Origin of the sequence: Actinoallomurus sp. NPDC052274, assembly GCF_040679475.1 — a bacterium.
In the GTDB taxonomy this organism is placed as follows: domain Bacteria; phylum Actinomycetota; class Actinomycetes; order Streptosporangiales; family Streptosporangiaceae; genus Actinoallomurus; species Actinoallomurus liliacearum.
Map to the genome: position 1 here is coordinate 1 of NZ_JBFAUT010000099.1, position 19,986 is coordinate 19,986.

The following is a 19,986-nucleotide window of genomic DNA, read 5'->3' on the forward strand; positions in this document are numbered from 1 at the left end:
CCATCCGGGCCAGGACGGCGTTGACGACGACGTGGGTGCCGACTCCCTGCCGCCGGTCGATCAGCCCTTCGCGGCGGAGCAGGTCCAGCGCTTCACGTACCGTCGCCCGGGTCGCGCCGTACGATGCCATCAGCTCCGCCTCGCCGGGCAACTGCCCGCCGTCGAAGCGGCCGCGCAGGACCGCCGAGCGCAGCAGGTCGCGCAGGCGACGGACCCGGGCGTCATGCGCTCCTCCCGGTCCGTGTCCCCGAGCAGCCATGGACGGGCACATTACGGGCGTTCGATTTCGCGGTGATTCCCGGTCCATTATCCGGGTGTTACGCGGCCTGGTCATGAGCGACGTCGTCACGAGCCCTCCTTCGCCGGAGAGCCGACCGTGCTTTCGCTTCCCTCGCTGCACTCGGTCGTCACCGCCCCAGCTCCTCGGCGGACGCGGTGGCCACCGCGGGCAGGGTCGCCGCGCGCTTCTCCGGCATGCCGAGGAGTGTCGGCTCCCCGGCCGGGCGCCAGGCGTTCGGTTTACACCGGTCGCGGCACGAGCCCTCGGTCGAGCAGCACAGTGAGCAGATCGTCCCGTCGTGGAACGGGCAGGCGGCCATGTCCGCGGTGTCGTACGAACCGGCGCAGACCGCGCACGGCAGCACCTCCGCGTCCGCCGGCAGGTCGCTCGTACGCGCGATGTACCAGCGGCCACGCGTGGCGCCCGCGAGGATCGGTGGCAGCAGGAACGCCAGGACCAGCGCGATGAACGGCGAGAGCGCGGCGGCGGTCGCCCCGAACACCCCGTAGTAGGCGACGATCGCGACGACCGCCGCGACCACCATCGAGCCGAAGCCGACCGGGTTCACGTTGTAGAGATGGGCGCGACGGAACTCCACACCCGGCGGGGACAGCTTGAGCAGCCGCTTGTTGAGGAGCAGGTCGGAGCCGACGGCGGCGATCCAGGCGATCCCGAGGTTCGCGTACCAGGCGAGGACCGTGACGATGTGGTGGTAGACGTCCAGCTCCATGAGCAGCAGCGCGAGCGCCACCTGCAGGAACACCCACGCCGCCCGGCCCGGGTGACGGTGCAGCAGCCGGGAGAAGAAGTTCGACCAGGACAGCGACCCCGAGTAGGTGTTCATGATGTTGATCTTGATTTGGGAGAGCAGGACGAGCAGGCCGGCGAGTACGAGCGCCACCGTGTGGCTGCCGGTCATCCGCTGGTAGACCACGGTGAACAGCTCCACCGGCTCGGCCGCCCGGTCCGGCGTGGTCTGCGTCTCGGCGTACCCGACGAGGAGCGTCGACGCGAAGAAGATCACCACCGCGAACAACGTCAGGCCCGGCCCGCCGAAGATCACCGCGAGCTTCCACCGGCCGGCACGGCCCGGCCGTGGATCGGGCATCAACCGCAGATAGTCGCCCTGCTCGCCGACCTGCGCGGCGAGGGAGAGCTGGGCGGCGGCGATCGTGAACACCGCCAGCACGGTGACCCCGGTGGCCGCCGCTGCGGGAACGTGCGGCTTGACCATGTGGTGCACCGCGTGCGGGGCGGTCGCCGCCGACCACAGCGCCAGCCCGATCAGCGCGACCCAGATCGGCCACGTCCACGCCTGGAACCTCGCGCTGAACGTCATGCCGTACACCGTCAGCGGGATCATCACCACGGCGACGACCGCGTACGCGATGTGCAGTTCGAGGTGCGTCAGGGCGGTCAGCGCCTGCGCCATGATGGCGCCCTCGTACGCGAGGAAGATCAGGGTGTACGTGGCGTAGACGAGCGAGGTGAGCGTCGACCCCAAGTAGCCGAAGCCGGCGCCACGGGTGAGCAGGTCGATGTCGATGTGCCGGCGCGCGATGGCGAACGCGGCGACCAGGGTCAGCGGGAAGGTCACCGCCGTGGCGACCGCGAAGCCGATGAGTGCATTGCCGAATCCGAAGGCGTTCACGAACGCGGCGTCGAGCGCGTAGCCGGCCATGGCCGACAGGCCGACCAGGCAGCTCAAGAAGATCATCCATGGCGACCAGGAACGGAAGGCGCTGGGCGCGTAGCGGAGCGAGTAGTCCTCCAGCGCCGGATTCTCCGCGAGATCCATGTCTCTCCTTCGTTGCGTCGATCCCCGTCGGGGACGCTAAGAAGGGCGAGTTGCCGCGGAATGACGGAGCGATTGCGCCCTGTTACGCCGCCAGTCGGCCATGGGCCACAGGCGCTGAGCTGCGCAATCGCGAGCAGGACTGGGCGTTTCGCCGGATAGTGCCAGATAGCGCCGAATGTCACCTGGTGCGGTCCCGGCGGCGACCGCAGGGCGCGACGACGGGAGGCGACCTGGGGAGCGGCAAGCGACCCTGCCGGACTGGACGCCTACCGGGCCGGCAATCGGCTCGCCGTCCACTTCCAGCAGCCCACCGACCCGATCCCGTACCGGTGGACAGCTCGAACGTCTGCGAGCAGTGCGGTGCAGGGGCAGACGTCCGCCAGATCCGCGAGATCGAGCGGCAGCAGTCAGGTGCCGTCCTTGCCGCCGATGTGCCGCGCCCGAGATGCTGCGGGGACCCCGGTTCCGCCATGGTGCCGTAGCGGCACTTCGCCACGGAGCGCGTGCGGCATGGGCGACAGTCTGGCTTCGAAGCGCCGCGTTTGCCGGAAACCCAGCGGCAGAGATCCTCGGCACCCCGCATGGCGCCGGTGGCGGAAGTCCCAGGTCATTGCCGGTCGTATGAGCTTCCTATGAGGCTCATGCCAACAATCGCGCCCCAACAGGCCCCCGCAGGAAGGACTGATCCGGTGCGCGAACCCTGCTGGCACGACAAGACGGCGACGCTGTACCTCGGGGACGCCCGCGAGGTGCTGGAGGAGATAGCGGACGGCTCGGTGGACTGCATCGTCACCAGCCCACCGCCGTGGACCCCAGACCACACACAGCCGCCATCCTCATCGGGCTACGGCCACGAGCCGACGCCCGCCCTCTACATCGCGGCGCTACGCCGCGTCTTCGCCGAAGCCCACCGCGTCCTGACGGACACAGGAACCGCATGGCTCGCCATCAGCGATCAGTACGCGCTCAGCACCGGGGGGCCTACTCGCCCCGTGGCAAGCACAGCCGGATCACCCTGCACTGCGGAATCTGCCACCGGCGGATGGAAGGCTCCTGGAACAACGACGAGGCCTACTACCGGTGCCGGTTCCCCGAGGAATACGCCCTGGCCAACCGTATCCAGCACCCACGGAACGTCTACCTGCGCGAAGCCGCACTTCTCCGGCCGCTGGATGCCTGGCTGAGCAAGTACTTCGCTCCGCACCGGCGCACCGAGACCATCGCGGCCCTCGCGGCCGTCACCGGCACCGAACCGGCCCAGGACGCCACCGCCGATCTGGCAGAGCAGACCATCGCCGAGTGCGACCGCAAGATCGCGCGGTACCGAGCCGCTCTCGAAGCTCTGGACGAAAGCGCTGACCCTGCGGTCATCGCCGGATGGATCACCGAGACTCAAAAGCAGCGCGACGCCGCGCGAGCGCAGCGGCAGCACCGACCACGGCAGGAGCAGATGAGCGAAGCCGAGATCACCGCACTCGTCGACAGGCTCGCCGATCTCGTCCAAGCGATCACGAACGCCGACGCCGACCGTAAGGCCGACCTGTACGCCAAGCTCGGCCTGCACCTGACATACCAGCCCGAAAAGCACGAAGTGCGGGCCGAGGCTCGCCTCGGTCCCGCACAACATGGGGAAATGGTTGGTGTCCGAGGCCGTACTGGAGCCGAACGCACATCCGCTCGCCTTCACTCACTCGTTCCTGCTGGGAAGCAGGTGAGTGGCGATGTGGAATCACCACACCTCGGTTGCCTCGGCCGAGGTCTGTATTCGCCGGACGACCACGGTCAGTGTGGTGTGCCTCGCGCTGATTGCGGCGGTAGTCAGCTTCGGTCACATGCATGAACTCGCCGTCCGCCACGGTGAGACGACGCTGAACGCGACGCTGATCCCGCTCAGCGTCGATGGGATGGTCGTCGCATCATCGATGTCCGTCCTGCTGGTCGGCAGGGCCGGTATCGGCATCCCATGGCTGCCGTGGACCCTCCTAATTGTCGGGAGCCTGGCGAGCCTCGCCGCCAACGTCGAGGTCGCTGAGCCCACGGTAGTCGGCCGGGTGATCGCCGCTTGGCCCTCGTTCGCCTTCGTCGGTGCCTACCACCTGCTCCAAGGCCAGCTACGGATGCGCCTGCTGACCCAGCAGAAACAAGACGACCCGGAGGCAGGGAACGCGGAGCCGGAACCCGCGGCGGGGGAGCCTGAGCCGAAGGGCCCCGGAGCCGACGCACCGGAGGTGCCTGATCTTCGCAAGCACCTTCAGCGGGAGGCCTGGCAGTGGGCCCTGGCTTACCGAGCGGAGAACGGTGAGCTGCCTGGGGGCGCGGCGATCGGGAGGCACTTCAAACGGAGTCCCCGGTGGGGACGCCTCGTCAAGAACGCCGGCCTCGCCGGAGCGCTCCCCTCGCTTACTGCGGCAGACAACGCATCCACCTACATTGCGCTGTGATCGTGTAGAGCGGTTGGGACGAGGACCCCCTTGCGTGAAGATGATCTCAGCCGTGAGGCAGTGCATGAGCGGCGAGACCCGCGCAATCGAAACCAGGATCATCCGCAGGCGGTGCGACGGACCTCTTGATCAGACACGTTCACGCCTTCTGTGCGGGACCGTACTCGCAGGTCGGCGGACCAACGTGGTCTACGGGGTCGACGGCCAGACGATCATTGAGCCACCTTCACAAGTACGGGGCGGAGGACCAGCGTGTTGACGTCCATCAGCTGGTGGTACGGCGATGCGCATGGCATGTGCCACGGCCGTCTTTTAAGGAAGGCTTTTTCGCCCGATTCGCCACTTCCTAAATTCTTCCCGACATGACACTTGACGGGACGCACCTACCCTGTCATCCTGCAATGTTCTCCTCGGCATGCGTCATTGAAAGGTCGAACCGTCTTGACCTCCAGCTTCCCTGCGGTACGCCCGTCGGTGCCACCCCCTAGGCCCTTGCCTGTACTCGTCCTTGCCGACGTGAGCGGCAGCATGGCGGAGGCTGGCAAGATCGGTGTGCTCAACCGGTGTATTGCCTCAATGATCCGATCGTTCGCTGGCGAGGACACGATTCGCGGAGAGATCGTGGTCGGGGTGGTGACCTTCGGAGGGACCGAGGCGAGGTTGCACCAGCCGATCGCACCCGCTACTGAGGTCGCCTGGCAGGACATGGCTCCGTTCGGGCGCACGCCGCTCGGTCAGGCGTTCGATCTGGCGAACGCCCTCCTGGCCGACGAAAGCGTCATCTCCCGGCGAGCGTTTCTCCCCACACTCGTCCTTGTCTCCGATGGCCTGCCGACCGACGAATGGAGGGAGCCGCTAGACCGTCTTCTCGCCTCGTCGCGCGGGGGCAAGGCTATGCGTCTCGCAGTCGGCGTGGGCCAGGATATGGACGAAGACGCCTTCGACGTCCTCCATGCGTTCATCGACAATCCGGCGATCCAGCCGGTCCGTGCCGACGATGCGCATCTGCTCTCGCGGTACTTTTCCTGGGTCACCATGAGCGTCACCCAAAGGGCGCGCAGCCCGCGGCCGAATGATGTATCGCAGATATCCCGCGAGGAACTGGACGATCTCCTCGGCTGACCTGACGTCCACGCAGGAATCGGCAGACGGTGGAACACGGGGGCGGTGACTCATGGCCATGTCGTTCGAATCACAGAACGGCACGAGCACGGTCGTCCGAGACGAGCATGCGCAGACGCTTCGGCTGACGCGACTTCTCGGCTCGGGGGGGCAAGGCGAAGTTTGGGCGGCGGGCGAAAGGATCGCCGTCAAGATCCTGCATGCGCGGACCTCGCGGGCGGCGGCGAGGTTGCGGCAACGGCTGCGCATGGTGAAGAGGCTGGACCTGGAAGGACTGCCGATCTCCCAGCCGCTGGCCATGCTCGCCGAGCCGAAGGTCGGCTACACGATGGAGCTGCTCGGCGACATGGTCGCGCTCCGGTCATTGACCACTCCTCCACCGCGGACGGACGTCGCGGATTGGTACGCGGCCACCGGGGGGCTCCGGCGCAGGCTGCGCCTTTTGGCGAGGGCCGCGGAAGCCCTTGCAGGACTACACGCGAGAGGCATCGTCTACGGCGATCCTTCGCCGGCCAACGTCCTGATCTCAGCGTCTCCCGATCACTCTCAGGTGTGGCTGATCGACGTGGACAATCTTGAAGTCGAGTCGGTGGTGCCCGACCAGTCCCTCATGACCTCTGGCTACGCGGCGCCGGAGCTGATCTCCGGGCGTATGGGAATCTCAAGCCTCAGCGACGCGTACGCCTTCGCGTTGATCGCTTTCGAGACGCTGGTCCTGGTTCACCCGTTTCTCGGTGACATCGTGGAGGAGAGTGAACCGGAGTGGCAGGACCGGGCCTTCGCCGGAGATCTCCCGTGGATCGACGATCCCGATGACGACCAGAACCGATCGAGCTACGGCCTGAGCCGGCAGATCATGCTCACCTCCGGTTTGCGCCAGCTGGCGGGAGAGACCTTTGGCGCAGGAAGGCTCCACCCGACCAGCCGACCTACGGTCGCCGAATGGCGCACGAAGCTTCAGGCGGCGGCCGACCTGACCGTACGGTGCCCACATTGCACCCACACCTCGTTCGTCGGTCAGAGCACCTGCCCCTGGTGCGGCGATGCGATGCCGGAATCGGTGCTCGCATCGGTGTACCTGGCGGTGCCCGAAAAGGAGGACTTCGTATCAATGCGCGAAGCGCTCGCTCTTGCGCCGAGAGAGTTGCTCGAGGTGAGCGCGCGCACCGCTGGTGTGGACGGCGGGGAGCACGTCGGGCCTGCCGCCTCGATTTTCTGGGAGCCGGAACGCAAGCTGACGGTGCGCAACGACAGCCGATACCCGCTGTGGCTGAGCCCCAGCGCCGGAGGTGCGTACGTGGTCGTCGAGCCAGACTCCCAGTTGTCGGTTCCGGCATATGCGGCCGCCCCTGAATGGATCGTGCACTTCGGACCGCGATCGCAACTGCGCCGCATCCTTCAGTTTCGTACGGTCGGCCGGGGAGTACGGTCATGAGCAGCGCGGAGTCGGGACGCCCCGCGTCGAGCAGGGGGCGAGGTGGTCCGCGCCCAGGTCGGACGCGTCAGGGCGGCGGCCCTCGCCAGAGACGCGGGAACCAGCGGATATCCGAGCCGTTGCCCGGCCGGTCGGAGTTCGTCTGGCTGATCTGGCCCGACGCCCCCGAGAACTTCGTCGAACCAGACCCGATGTGGCCCGAGATACAGCTGGCCCGGACACCGTCCGGGGACGTGGTGGTGACGGTGGGCACAGCCAGCAGGACCGTCACACCCGACACGGCTGCGGATGGCGAGCGGCTGATGCGCACGATGGCGAACCGCGCCCGCGTCGCGGTTCTCGCAGTGAGCAAGGGTGTCGACGCCGGTGGCCGGCGGCACGTGCAGCTTGGAGTGAATCTCTACGCGTATGAGCAGGCGGATCCGATGGATCCCCAGACCATCGGCGTGGGCGACCGGGTGATGAACGACATCGGCAGGATGGAAACGGCCGTCGCCGACCAGCCCGACAGGATCTTGCGATGGCTCGCGGATCGCCTGCTTTTGCCACCGCCGCCCGGTGCCGGACCGGAAGCCCCCCATCGCATGGTCGTGTCCGTTGGCCTCAGTGACATAGGGGAGGCCACCGGCTACCGGATACACGGCCGGGGACTCGTGGTCGACGTCGGGATCCAGGACGGCAGGTTGGTGATCAACCGGGTACTCCGCCCGGGGAACCGGGATGCCAAGGGACCGCTACGGCTCACCCGGTGCCAGGTGACGTTCACGGACGTATCACGGGCCGGTGAGTTGCGCGCCGAGATGAGGCATCAGCTCAACCGTCTGGTCGCCGGCAAAGGGTTCCTCGCCATGTGGCAGGAGTACAACCGGCTGGAGACACAGTTCGTCAGGAACCGGGTCCGTGAGGTCGGCTTCGCCCGGTACGCAAGCCGTGAGCCACTCGCGGGGGATATCTACCGCTTTCACCTGGAGGAGAGCCCGTACCTGGAGGGCCAGGAGCTCTCACTGGCTGAACGGGCGCGCCAGGCCGTCACCGGGCGGGGCGACCTGGAACTCGAGGCCGCGACGGAGCTTCCCGCCGCGCTCACGACCGCGGGACAGGAATCCGATGCCGACGGCGTCGGCTGGGCACTCATCGGTGATGTACTCGGTCGGGAGGCGGTCAGCGGGCAGGTCATCGACGCCGACGTCTCCGCCGGCACGATCGACCTGCGGCTGGAGGCTCTCCACGGGCGGCGTGTGTCCGGCATCGGAGCGGACCGGTCGACCGAGCCGCCGTCGCGGGGATTCCTCTACCTGTCGTTCCGTGGAGACCGGCGCCAGATGAAGCGCCGCAAGGACGCCTTCGACCGAATTCGTGCTGGTGGCACCCGGATCCCGAACCTGCTTGCGCTCCTGGAGGGCACAAGCACCAGCGCAGATCGGCCCAAGAAGGTCAAGCCGATGTCCGAGGCAGCCCGCCAGTGCTTCAAGGGCGGCGAGCCCACGCCTCGACAGGAGGATGCGCTCAGAGTGGCGCTGAATACTCCGGACATCGCCCTCATCCAGGGGCCGCCTGGCACCGGGAAAACGCAGGTGATCACCGCGCTGCAGACCCGGCTCGCCGAGGAGGGCCGTGGATACGCGGAACTGCGCGGCAGTATTTTGCTCACCAGTTTCCAGCACGCGGCGGTCGACGAGCTCGTCGAGCGTTCCCTGGTCTTCGGCGTTCCGGCCAGCAAGATGGATCGCGCGGGCCGTGGCACCACCGTGCAAGTGGACTGGTGGCGGCAGGACACGATCGACAAGCTCGCCGCCGAGGTAGAGGGCAGCGCACTCGGGCATTCGCTGTCCCTGTTGCGTGGCGTCGTCGCTCGGACAGCCGCCTACCTGCTTGCCCCGACAGCACCGGATGCGACGGCCCGTCTGCTCGAGGAGATCGAGAATCTCGTCGGCGACTCCCTGACCGTCCAGCTCGGCGACCGACTCCGACAGGTGCGGGACACGCTCGAGATCGCGTCCAGGCCGCTGCCGTCGCACCTCGACGACAACCGTGAGCTGGCCGTACGCGCCCTGCGTGGAGTCCGCACCCTCCCTCAGGCGTTCGCCGACGACGGACCCGTGACCGCTGCCAAGGCACTGCGGCGGGTCCGCGCGCTCTTGGATGCCACCGAGCTGGCGGCGCCGGCAGGAGATCTCGAAAGCGGCACCGAGGGCCAGCGCAGCCCCGCGCCAACGAACGAAGACCTTGAGCTGCTTTCACGCGCGGCGTCGTGGGACGACGACGACACGCCCGAGTTCCTGGACGCGCTCGGCGATGCCCGTGACCGCCTCCTCGAACGGCTCCGGCCGCCGAGCGGTCCCGCCGCGCCAGCCGGGGTCGATCCCGACGTCGAGCAGCTCCTCGCCGAGATCGCCGAAGAGCTGGAGGACCGCGTGCGGGAGTCAGGGGAGAGCGGCCCCGAACTCGCGATGCTCGACTATCTCGAAGCACTCCGCGGTGATCCGGTCGCGGTCGACTGGACGCTGCGCACCTACACCGCCTCGTATGCGACGACCTGCCAGCAGGTGGCGTCTCCCGGCGTCGCGAGAGCCAAGGAAGAGACGCGTGTCGACGATGTCGTGTTCGACACGGTCATCGTCGACGAGGCCGCGCGGGCCAATCCGCTCGATCTCATGATTCCGCTGATCCATGCGGGCAAGCGGATCATTTTGGTCGGGGACCACAACCAGCTACCGCACATGCTTGAGCCGGAGGTAGAACGTCAGGTCGAGGAGCTGACGCCCGACGCACGAGGACGACTGCGTGAGAGCCTCTTCCAGCGGCTGTTCACCGGCCTCGGCGGGCCAGACGCCCCTGTACAGCGGGTCGTCACCCTCGATGCGCAGTTCCGGATGCACCCGACCCTCGGATCATTCGTGAGCCGGGCGTTCTACGATGGCGCGCTTAGGTCCCCTCGCCCAGACGATGAGTTCGCGCACGCCCTTCCAGGTTACGAAGGCGTCGTCGCCGCCTGGATCTCGGTGCCGAACAGCCGCGGCCCCGAGTTCGGTGGGCGCAGTAAGCGGCGTCCAAGCGAGGCGCGGGTCATCGCCGAGCAGCTTGAGAAGCTCCTTCCAGCGGCGCCGGACCTGACATTCGGCGTCATCTCCTTCTACGCGGACCAAGTCGAGGAGATCTGGCGCGAACTCGCCCGGCACCGTCTCGTCCGGCACGCCGACCGTAGTTACGAGCTCTCCGAGGAACTGCAGTACGACGCGGATGGCCGCCGCCTCGACCGACTCCACGTCGGCAGCGTCGACGCCTTCCAGGGCAAGGAGTTCGATGTCGTCTTCCTGTCCACGACGAGGTCGGCGCCACCGGCCCAGACGGATCCCGACCCTGGATCTCTGGCGTACGACCGATGGGTGCGCCGCCGCTACGGGCACCTGATGCTGCGCAACCGGCTGTGCGTGGCGATGAGCCGGCAGAAACGCCTGCTCGTCACGGTAGGTGACCCGGCGATGTTCGAAGGGCCGGCGGTTCCGGCGGACGCGAAGCCGCTGGCGGACTTCCTCCGACTCTGCCGCGACGGAGGGGAGCAGGGCCGTGTCTTTCCCGGGTAACATGCGGGTCGTCCAGTTCACGGCCCCGGACATTCGCCGCGACGGTCGGCTCTGCGTGGTGTTCCCCGCGTGGGCGCATCGCGTGACGGCGCCGGTGATGCCGCGCCGGGGGATCGACCTGTTCGAACGGGTGATCCTGGGGCTCAGCCAGGCTGGCGTCCGCGAGCCGGAGCGGATCGCGGCGCGAACCAACCTCCACGTTCGCCTGTGCGCGTACATCGTCGAGCAGGCAACCCAGCGCAAGCTGCTCGACAAGCAGGGGGAGCTGACCCTGCTGGGCAGGCAGGCGCTTCGCACGGGGAGCGTGGCGGAAGAGACCACCTGGTCGGTGCGCTACGTCTTTCAGTCCCCGGAGGAGACCGGGGAACTATGGCCACGCACCGCCGACGCGCTCATCGATGCGTACGTCCTCCGGCGTACGTCGCAGAACGTCCGCCTGCAACTGGGCACGCCGGGTCATCCCGACGTCATCGATGCCGTGATCATCAAACCGCCACCCACGTCGCCGGAGTCGGCGCAGAGGAGGTCCTACCTAGGGCGTCCGACCATCGCACAGATCGTCGAGGTGGCTCGGCTGGACCGCGTCGCCAGAGAGGCCGAGAGGGTACGGGCCTTCGAACGGCGTGAGAGGCTGGCGTCCGTCGCAGCCCCAGAGGACGCGAGTGCGTCCGGCGTCCCCCGCACCGCTTCGGCCGTCGCCGAGGCACCGGAGCTGCACCGGGTCGCGTTCGTCGACGACCCGGAACCCGTGCTCATCGTCGGCTTCGCCGAGATCGGCGCTGATGGCGCGCTGATCCCACACGACCCGTTCGGGGCCGGGAGTAACGCAATGTTCCGGGAGCTCTTGGAGCACGGGATCCGCGTCAACGAGGACCTCGCCGACCGGGTCCAGCGGGCGGCTCGCCAGGAGACCGCCGACGTACAACGCCGGTTCAACGAGGCCGAGGCCGATGCACGTGCCTTGATCGAGTCTAAGCTCACCACGGAGTTCGGGAGGGAGATCCGAGGCCACGGCGACGCATTTGGCCTAATGATCGAGGTCGATCTCGCCCTCTTGCGCGGATCGCAGCCTGACGCGCTGGAACGCGTCGCCCAGGCGTCGTACCGCCTGCACGAGGAATACTTCCGTCGGCTGGCCGTCGCGTACCCACCGCGCCCCGACCGGCTGCTGGCTACCGCACGATCGGCCGAGCTCGCTAAGGCGCTGATCGTCGAGGCGGGGAACCGCATCGGGTTCGACACCGTGCCCGAGCTGTTCACCAGGCTCTCCAACGACGCCGTGAACGGCGTTCGCCGCAGGCAGGGCAATCTCTATCTCAAGGACGCCGCACCGCTGTGCGTCGTCGCCGCCCATGATGACGGAGATCATCCGCTGCGTCGCATGGCGGCTGAACGCCCAGATCTACTCACCGCCCTGGCGACCCTCGGCCGGCTGCGAAACCGCGGCGCGCACGGAGGCCGCGATGCCCCCGCCACGCGGGACGCGCAGTGGTGTCGCGAGCTGGCCGCCATCGCGGCGCGCGGGCTCATCGCGCTTCGTTAAAAAACACTACCCCCACCACGCCGTTTTCGAGAAGGAGCCGAATGGCCAAGAAGCGTAAGGGACGCGGGCCGACACCCCCGAACGCGAGGAGGCACGGAGCCAGCAAACCGGCGACCTCCGGAGGCACTTCGTCCGGCCGGCCGTCGGCCCAAGAGAAGATCCTGGCTGAGCTGCGGGCCCGGCGTGAGGAGGCGATTGCCATCGGGGGCGGGGACATGGCTCCCGCCGTGAGCGAAGAGAAGGCCGCCGCAGGGGTTGAGGAGTCGGTCACTGCAGCGGCTGATCAGGCGTCGCGTCCTTCCCCGCCGGTCAGGTCGGACGATTCGGAATCCGCCGAAGCCTGGAGAGAGGCCGGCGAATACCTGACGATCTACAAGCGGGCGGCCGAGGTGCTCGAGCGGATGCGCCAGGACCTCGCCGAGAAGGACGCTCAGCTCAACGATCGGCTCGACACGGCCAAGATCGAGATCGCGGACGCCCAGGAAGAGCGTGAGCGGCTGCGGCGGCGTTCCGCCGAACTCGACGCGCGCGAGCAGAGCCTGTTGGAAGCAGAGGCTGAGCTCTTCTCCCGGCAGGAACGCGAGAAGGAGACGGTGCTGGCCGAAGCCCGGGACGCCCTGGCAGGGATGCGCCAGGAAGCCGAGAAGCGGCAGCGCGAGCTGGCGGAAGAACACGAACGGACCCGGGCCGTCCTCCACGCCGATCTCGACGCGCGTCGTGATCAGCTGGCCGAGCAAGAGGCCGAGCTCGCCAGGGAACGCGGCCGGCTCCGCACGCTACAGGTGCGACTCACCGCGGATCAGGAGGACCTGCAGGACGCACGGGAGTTGCTGTCTGAACGCGTCGAACGCGCGGTGCAGGCCGCCGTGGAACGCACCGAACGACAGTGCGAGCAACTGGAGCAGCGGTGCCTGATGCTCCGTGAGCACGCCGAACAGCTGGAGAAGCAGCTTCGCGACCATGATCGGCTCGATCGGGCGTTCGGTAACCGGACCCCCGAGGAGGTGCTCACGGAGCTCGACCTGCTGCGCAAGGGGAACGCCGAACTCCGGCAGCAGCGGGCCATCCCAGAGGACACGCTCGAACGGCTCGCGGCCCTGCAGGCGGCCGAGCAGATCTGGCGCGAGGACCGTGCGGTGCTCGTAGCGGACAACGAGCGCCTGCAGCGCCGGCTGTCCGGGCACGAGGTCGCCGCCGTAGAACTCGAACGCCTCAAGGTCACCAAGCAGGATCTCGAGGCGTCGCTCAACTCCTACCGGGCGCATCTGGAGGAGCTCCGCCGCGACATCGAGGGACTGACCGAACGCAAAGAGGGAGAATCGCCCTTCCCCGAGTGTCAAGCGATGGACCGGCGCCACCTCGAGCCGCGCGACGACGTGCGGCACCAGATGCCACCGTTGTCCCAATTCGTGCCGTGGCTCCGCGACTACATGGCGCAGCAGTACGGCATGTTCTATGCCGAGAACGACCTGATCATGTTCTTGGGCGGACTCGCCGCGTCACGCCTGCACCTGTTTCAGGGCATCAGTGGTATCGGGAAGACGCAACTGCCGATCGTGTTCGGCAAGGCCATTAAGGCCGAGACCGTGGTCGTGCCGGTCAGCGCGGACTGGCGAACCCCGCAGGATCTGGTCGGATACTTCAACGCGTTCGAGCGCCGGTTTTACGAGTCACCGTTTACACAGGCGCTTTACAAGGCCGGCTGCCCCGAATTCGCGGACCGGCCGTTCTTCGTCGTGCTGGACGAGATGAACCTCTCTCATCCGGAGCAGTACTTCAGCGAGGTGCTGTACCAACTCGGCCAGAAGAGGCGGCCGGACGGCGCTCCGCCCAGCCTGGAGTTGATGACGACCGAGGTCCGACCCGCCCCACTGCGCCTCGTGGACGGGCGCAAGCTGGCCATCCCGCCGAATGTCTGGTTCATCGGCACGGCGAACCACGACGAGACCACCGTCTCCTTCGCGGACAAGACCTACGACCGAGCACACGTGTTGGAGCTCCCTGCCCGGCCCGAGCGGTTCCAACCTTCCCTCGTGGAACCCCAGCCCGGTCCCGTCTCACTTCAGGCGCTGGAGAAGGCGTTCTCCGACGCCCGCCACGCGCATGCCGAATCCGCGGGCGAGGTCAAGACGTTCATGGACGGTGAGCTGAGGGACCGGCTGCTGCGCGACTTCCGAATCTCGTCGGGCTCCCGCACGATGACGTATCTCGACGCGTTCGTACCGGTCGTCCTCGCGGCGGGCGGGACCACGGGAGACGCGGCTGACCACGCCCTGGCCACAAGGGTGCTGCGCAAGCTGCGGGGGCGTTTCGAGATTCCGATGCGGCTGATCGAGGGACTCCGCGAGGACCTTCCCCGGCTCTGGGAGCCGTTCAAGACGGCACCTCACCGCTCACTCGAACGCCTTGACGAGGAGATCCATCTCCGCGGAGGAGTGTGACATGGGGGTGCGGATCTGGGACCGGCTCCTGGACGTCGAAGCACCGCCGGCCCCAGGCCGGGGACTGCTCGGACGGTCGCTGTTCCTCCCCGGTGATCGAGAGCTGTCGCTGAACGGGGCGACCGTACGTCCAGGGCGATATCTCTCCGCAGAGGGCGGCTGGGCACTCTGGGATGAGAAGGAGCATGGCAGGACCGAGGGTGATTTCGGGTATCACGCCATGCCTGACGACATCACGGCATATGTCGTCACCGCCATCGGCCGCAGAGTCGCCGCCCTCGTCGCCGAAGGCACTGCGGAGGACCAGTGGCTGGCGGAAACACCGCTGATGGGCGGTGCCGACATGGACGAGCGGCTGCGTCCCCAGGCCATCGACGAAGAGATCGAACTACGCCTCCCGCACCTACGCGCCGCCTGCCACGATCCGGTGACCCGGCTGCGGACCGTCGAGCGTCTGGTTCCAGCCTCGCAGGTGCGGCGGGTCACCCCGAACGCGATCGCCCGGCTCACCGCGCGCAGCGAGGACTGGGGAAGGCTGCGCCCCGACGGGATTCGCCCGGCTCGGCTGCTGAACCCCGGCCGCGAGGTCGACCTGGACTTCTATGAGAACCGCGTGCTCGCCCGTCTCGTCGACCACCTGTGGCACCACGTCCAGGCACGGTTGGTCGAAGTGAGCCGGATCCAGGCGATGCTCGACGATGTGACGACGTACACGGACGACGCCAGCGGTCGTCCGTGGCGTGAGAGCCACTACATGTTCACGCTCATCGAAGCGCTCGTCCAGAGCCCTGGCCGACGCGAGAGCGCTCAGCGCCTGCGCCAGGACCTGGCGAAACTACGCGATGCCCTGGTGGAGTTGCGTGGTCCGGCGGTGCTGCCGGGCGTTCATCGCCGGACCGACGTCGGCGCGGCGCTCCGCACCACGAACGTTTTTACCAACGACGAGAGATACCGCAACGCGGCCGCCCTCTGGCGGGCGTGGATCGGCGAGAAGACCGGAAGGACGCCGTCGGGATCGCATGCCGACCGCGCCGAGGAGTGGTGCCAGGCGTTCACCCACTACACGGCGTTGTTGCTGCTGCACGCGTTCACCCACCTCGGGCTGCCGCCGGCAGGGGCCTTCGCGCCGGGCGGGGACGCGCTGAGCATCGGCCGTGGTGCGGAGGGAATCAGCCTCCGATGGGAGCCGACGGGCACATTCACGCTGATCCGCGGGCAGGACACCCTCCTTCGAATCGTCCCGATCGCGCACGCGCTGACGGCGTCGGGTCAGGCGGGCATCGTGGCCCAGGAGCTTGAGGCGCTGCGGCCCGCCGCGACGACGGAACCACCCACCCTCGTCGTCTATCCCGGGCAGCGGGACGAACGGGCGGGGCTTCCCCTGGCACATCGGCTCCAGGTCTTCCAGGGATGTGACGCGCCGGCGCCGTCGTCCGGCGCATGGGGTCTGTCGCTGCTTCCGGTGTCACCGCTGGAGATCGACAGCGTCACCAGGCTGGCCCGGAGCCTGCGCTGGAGCCTCACCGAACACCTGGTCCGCGGATACCCGCCCCGGATCGTCTGCCCGGCCGACCACGCGCGGTCGATCGTCGGGGATTCCAAATGGCTGGCGGCCGCGCCGGACGGAATCCGCCTGCTCAGGCCGCCCGCCCCGCACGAACTCGCAGCCGTACAGCGCCGCGTCGACGCCCTCAGCGCCCGCGCTGCCCAGTTCCGGTGGCGCGGTGACAACGCGGATTTGATCCAACACATCGCCGCTGAACTGGCCCGATCCGTGGAGTGGATGGCGGAGTTTACCCGTTGCCCACTGTGTCGAGCCGCCTCGGCCGATCCCGCACGTACCTTCCGGCCGCGGGATAATCACACCTTCCGCAGCCGTTGCGACGCCTGCGATATCGGATGGGAACTCCGCCGATGCGCGTCCTGCGGCCATGGTTACCCGGTCCTGAACGCTGCGCCGATCGAATCGACGACTGATGATCAGGGCGGTTCCGCCATGGACGGGGACGGCATCGACCGAGAATTCGGCAGCGAGACACTCAGCGCCCGCTGCTGGATGCGCCCAGCCGTCGCTGTATGCCCCCACTGCGGGAACTGCGGTGAGACAAGCGCCGCGAGCCGCTCGGCCTGCGACCGCTGCGGTCCGTCGATGGTCGCTGCACCCAGCGGCCGAGCCGTCACCAAGCCACGCCAGTAATCGGGGAACCGTTCCAGATGGCGGCCGCCGGAGTGACGGCAACCACGACCAGATACGCGTTCCTACGCGATTGCTCTCGCCGCTCGGTCTTTCTGCGGGTGCTGCTGTCACGTCCTCGCTGCCGTACATGTCTTCGAGGCATTCATGGCGTTTTTTCCTGCAGGCGGCACACCTATTACGGTTCGATTAGCACCCGGCGTTGACCGGCGCCAGGTAGATCGGACTTCAAGAGTCCATCCTCAGGGTTTAGGAGCCGTCGTGTCTGAGCCTTCAACCAGTTATCAACCATCCGCTCCCGAGCCGAAGAGTCGACGCCGCAACGCCGTGCCAACGCTTCTTGATGCAGACCGGATCCCCGAAGGCACTCTGCTGCACTTCAAGGCGAGAGGACAACGGGAGCGCGAGTTTGTTGATCCATGGCTTGCTGTGGACCCGCGGCGTCGGCAGGCGACCTGGGTGCACCATCGTACGAAGCCGCTTCTATGGCTTTATGACGGTCATCAGTATTCTCCCTCAGGCCTTCAGACCAAGATCCGGGAACAGTCAGGATGGCCGAATCATCCTGACGCCGATCATGGACCAGGTCAGTGGTACGTACCAGGCGAAGGTTCTCTTTGGGATCTTGCCGAGGCCATTCAAGATGGGCGCGCGGTCGAGGGTTGAGTGCGACGCTTTCCTAACCCTCCGTGACGCTTGCAGCGAGAGGCGTGGCAGTGGGCCATGGCCTACCGGGCGAAGCACGGTGAGCTGCCTGGGGGCGCGGCGATCGCAAAGCATTTCAACCGCAGCGCTCGATGGGGATGTCTCGTCAAGAACGCAGGTCTTGAGGGCGCACTGGAAGCGTCTCGCGACCGAGGTCCGCGCTGAGACGATGCGCTGCCGATTTGCGACTACCGCAGCCGGCGTCCGAGGGGCAGGAGTACGGGCCTCCCGAGCCAAAGTCGGCTGACGAGGCCGCCGGTCATCGAGACGATGAGAAGCTGCACGAAAGCGAGGACACGCACTGTAGCGGGATGTCTCAATAGTGTTATGGGCATCGGTGAAGTCTGGGCGTTCAGGGACCGACCGAAGGCTGTCGGTGAGCCTGTCCAACGTGTGGAGATCGTCCGGGTCGATGGTCCACGGAAGCAGGGCGATCTGCACGTCCGCTTTCTGGACGGTGATGAGGCGGGTCTGCAGGAGTGGGTAGCGCGAGGCCAATTGGTCGTCCCCTGGGCGGATGTCGAAGCCTTCCTCGATGACGATCGTCGGTGGGCGGCCGCGTTCGAGGAGTCGCGTGAGGCGCGGGGCAGCGTTGAGTTCGAAGTCGCCAAGCTCGTCTTGAGGGAGGTGCGGCCGAAGAACAGGATCCGTCTCCGGCACGCTGTTGCCGATGCCGGCGTGATCGAGATCGCCGATCTCGACACAGTGGCGTCATGGCTTGGACTCGATCCGGAAGGCCTGCGGGGTCAGCCACTGGCCTTCGAGGGCAAGTTCGGGACTTTATGTGGCGGCGTGGCCGACGACCCGTCGAGTGGCCATGAGAGTGGCGGAAGTCCTCGGGCGAGACATCTTGAAGAAGATGGTGAAACAGGAGGAGGCACTCAGGGACCGGCGCTGTGAGGAACCGCGATACGAACACGCGAATACCGATCGCGAGCTGGAGCGGTTGGAGACCCTCGTCGGCGTGTTGTACGAGTGGTGCGGAGCGGACGACGTCGAGCGTTATGACGAGCTGAAGGCCCTACGCCGGGAGGTCGAGCGCCTCGGCGAGCTGGTCCTGCGCGCTGTCGGAGAACTACGGCAGCGCAAGCTGCACGCTATCGCCGCCACCATTGAGAAGGACCTCGGCGTCCATGCCTCCAGCCTTCGCGATAGGTATCGTTGACCGGTCCTCGCGTCTCCGACTGGGGCCGGTAGTACTCCTTGTGAGGGCCATACGGGCTCCAGTCACCGAGGTGAGGGCGCAGATCGTCCGGCTTGGGTTCCCGATCGAATCCGGCCTCTGCGAGCCGAGAGGGGCTGCGTGTAGGGTCCAGGCGGTCGGCGAGCGATCGCCCCCACCCGATCCAGGGTTGCAGGCGTGCCGCCTCGTCTGGGTCTCGGCATTCGGCGGCGGCGCGCTCGAGCGCCATGCAGAACTGGCGGATCTCGCAGGCTTCAGCCCACGCGTCCAGCGCATCGGCGAAGGTCTTGTTGTGATGGTCGGCTCTGGCGCGCGTCCGCGCCTGCGTCATCGCTGCTTCCCAGCGGGCCCGCTCAGCGGCTTCCCGCCGCTCCTCTTCGATGCGCCACTGTTCTCGTTGGCGTTTGAACTCAAGAGCGGCTTGGTCGTCGGCGTCGGCGCGGTGTTCGATCTCCTTGACGACATCCCGGACTTTGCTTTCGACCTGCGTGCGAGTTGTGTCCGCCCAATGGTCGCGCCGGTCGTCTTGCCGCTCGGATAGCTCAACGCGAAGGCGTCCAGAGGGCACGGAGTCGTAGGCGACCGGAAGGCGCTCCCATGCATAGCGCTGCCGGCGCCGTCCCGGTGGAGGTACCTCACGTGGTACCTGGTCTTGCTCCTCCTTGATGGCGATGGCGTACTGCCTCTTCCCGACCTGGACGTGCAGCCCGCGTGACAGGCGCTTCTTCGACATCGCAAGCTTGTGCCCGCGGCGGCGGGCCTGATCGGCCAGCGAGCGAACCAGGTCCAGTGCTCTGGGCATCAGAGTCTCCGATACCGCCAGGATCTCCGGATGCTCGCGCAGCATGTCGACCAGGGCGTCGACGTCGCTGACTTTGTCACGCGCCCCAAGACGAACCCGGTTCCAATCGGTCTCGTCCGGGTTTGCATCGTCGAAAAGCTGGATGATCAGGTCGCCGGCGTTGCGTCCGGTGTGCCGGAGACGGAAACCCGCCGGCACCAAGCCGTGCTGCTTCGCAGCGTGGATCGCCCGCCGGTAGGACGCCCGCGTCTCTTCATCAGGGCTCTCGACCTGGACACTGCCGCCATTGTCTTGGAGCCGTCGGATGAGCTCTTGCGCCAGGCTGGGGGGTGCCTGGTCAGGAGCACTCGTCGGTGACGGAGGGGGCCCTCCCCCCGAGGTGTGGACACCTTGAGTGCCCTGGATCATGGAGGTCTGGGGGTGAGAGGGGTCCTGCGTGGCGATGAAGGTCTATTCGG

General features: G+C 67.3%; 14 protein-coding genes. 10 read left to right on the top strand and 4 right to left on the bottom strand.

Annotated features, from left to right (window positions below; translation table 11 throughout):
- From AB0K82_RS42585 to AB0K82_RS42595, 3 genes are all read right to left on the bottom strand, one after another.
- On the bottom strand, window positions 1-259 hold a 259-nt coding region (locus tag AB0K82_RS42585), incomplete at its 3' end, for a GntR family transcriptional regulator (protein ID WP_364408846.1).
- A 148-nt stretch (window positions 260-407) separates the two neighbouring features.
- Window positions 408-2,078, bottom strand: coding sequence for a hypothetical protein (locus AB0K82_RS42590; protein ID WP_364408849.1), 1,671 nt, complete (start codon window positions 2,076-2,078; stop codon window positions 408-410).
- A 955-nt stretch (window positions 2,079-3,033) separates the two neighbouring features.
- Window positions 3,034-3,765, bottom strand: coding sequence for a hypothetical protein (locus AB0K82_RS42595; RefSeq protein WP_364408852.1), 732 nt, complete (start codon window positions 3,763-3,765; stop codon window positions 3,034-3,036).
- A 34-nt stretch (window positions 3,766-3,799) separates the two neighbouring features.
- Here AB0K82_RS42595 and AB0K82_RS42600 point away from each other — a divergent pair, with 34 nt between their 5' ends.
- From AB0K82_RS42600 to AB0K82_RS42645, 10 genes are all read left to right on the top strand, one after another.
- Window positions 3,800-4,519, top strand: coding sequence for a DUF2637 domain-containing protein (locus tag AB0K82_RS42600; protein ID WP_364408855.1), 720 nt, complete (start codon window positions 3,800-3,802; stop codon window positions 4,517-4,519).
- A 516-nt stretch (window positions 4,520-5,035) separates the two neighbouring features.
- Window positions 5,036-5,641 carry a VWA domain-containing protein gene (locus tag AB0K82_RS42605; protein ID WP_364408858.1) on the top strand — a complete coding sequence of 202 codons (606 nt, stop codon included), beginning with the start codon at window positions 5,036-5,038 and terminating at the stop codon, window positions 5,639-5,641.
- Window positions 5,642-5,693: 52 nt separating this feature from the next.
- Window positions 5,694-7,076 (top strand): hypothetical protein, encoded by a 1,383-nt coding sequence (locus AB0K82_RS42610; RefSeq protein WP_364408861.1) that lies wholly within the window; start codon window positions 5,694-5,696, stop codon window positions 7,074-7,076.
- A 119-nt stretch (window positions 7,077-7,195) separates the two neighbouring features.
- Entirely contained in the window at window positions 7,196-10,660 is a 3,465-nt protein-coding gene (locus AB0K82_RS42615; RefSeq protein WP_364408864.1) for an AAA domain-containing protein, read from the top strand.
- Complete coding sequence (locus AB0K82_RS42620; protein WP_364408867.1) at window positions 10,644-12,203, top strand: hypothetical protein; 1,560 nt, start codon at window positions 10,644-10,646, stop codon at window positions 12,201-12,203. The genes AB0K82_RS42615 and AB0K82_RS42620 overlap by 17 nt, the downstream gene beginning before the upstream one ends.
- Window positions 12,149-14,644 (top strand): hypothetical protein, encoded by a 2,496-nt coding sequence (locus AB0K82_RS42625; protein ID WP_364408870.1) that lies wholly within the window; start codon window positions 12,149-12,151, stop codon window positions 14,642-14,644. The genes AB0K82_RS42620 and AB0K82_RS42625 overlap by 55 nt, the downstream gene beginning before the upstream one ends.
- A 1-nt stretch (window position 14,645) precedes the next feature.
- Window positions 14,646-16,841 carry a hypothetical protein gene (locus tag AB0K82_RS42630; protein WP_364408872.1) on the top strand — a complete coding sequence of 732 codons (2,196 nt, stop codon included), beginning with the start codon at window positions 14,646-14,648 and terminating at the stop codon, window positions 16,839-16,841.
- A 258-nt stretch (window positions 16,842-17,099) separates the two neighbouring features.
- On the top strand, window positions 17,100-17,504 hold the full coding sequence (locus AB0K82_RS42635; protein WP_364408875.1) for a hypothetical protein: 405 nt from the start codon (window positions 17,100-17,102) through the stop codon (window positions 17,502-17,504).
- Window positions 17,505-17,936: 432 nt separating this feature from the next.
- The gene (locus AB0K82_RS42640; protein ID WP_364408877.1) at window positions 17,937-18,443 is read left to right on the top strand and encodes a hypothetical protein; all 507 of its coding nucleotides are present in this window, start codon (window positions 17,937-17,939) and stop codon (window positions 18,441-18,443) included.
- Entirely contained in the window at window positions 18,403-18,708 is a 306-nt protein-coding gene (locus AB0K82_RS42645; protein WP_364408880.1) for a hypothetical protein, read from the top strand. Before AB0K82_RS42640 ends, AB0K82_RS42645 begins: the two co-directional genes overlap by 41 nt.
- Here the strand turns inward: AB0K82_RS42645 and AB0K82_RS42650 are convergent.
- Window positions 18,641-19,729, bottom strand: coding sequence for a hypothetical protein (locus AB0K82_RS42650; protein ID WP_364408882.1), 1,089 nt, complete (start codon window positions 19,727-19,729; stop codon window positions 18,641-18,643). The two genes, AB0K82_RS42645 and AB0K82_RS42650, sit on opposite strands and share 68 nt — an antisense overlap.
- Window positions 19,730-19,986 lie beyond the last annotated feature (257 nt).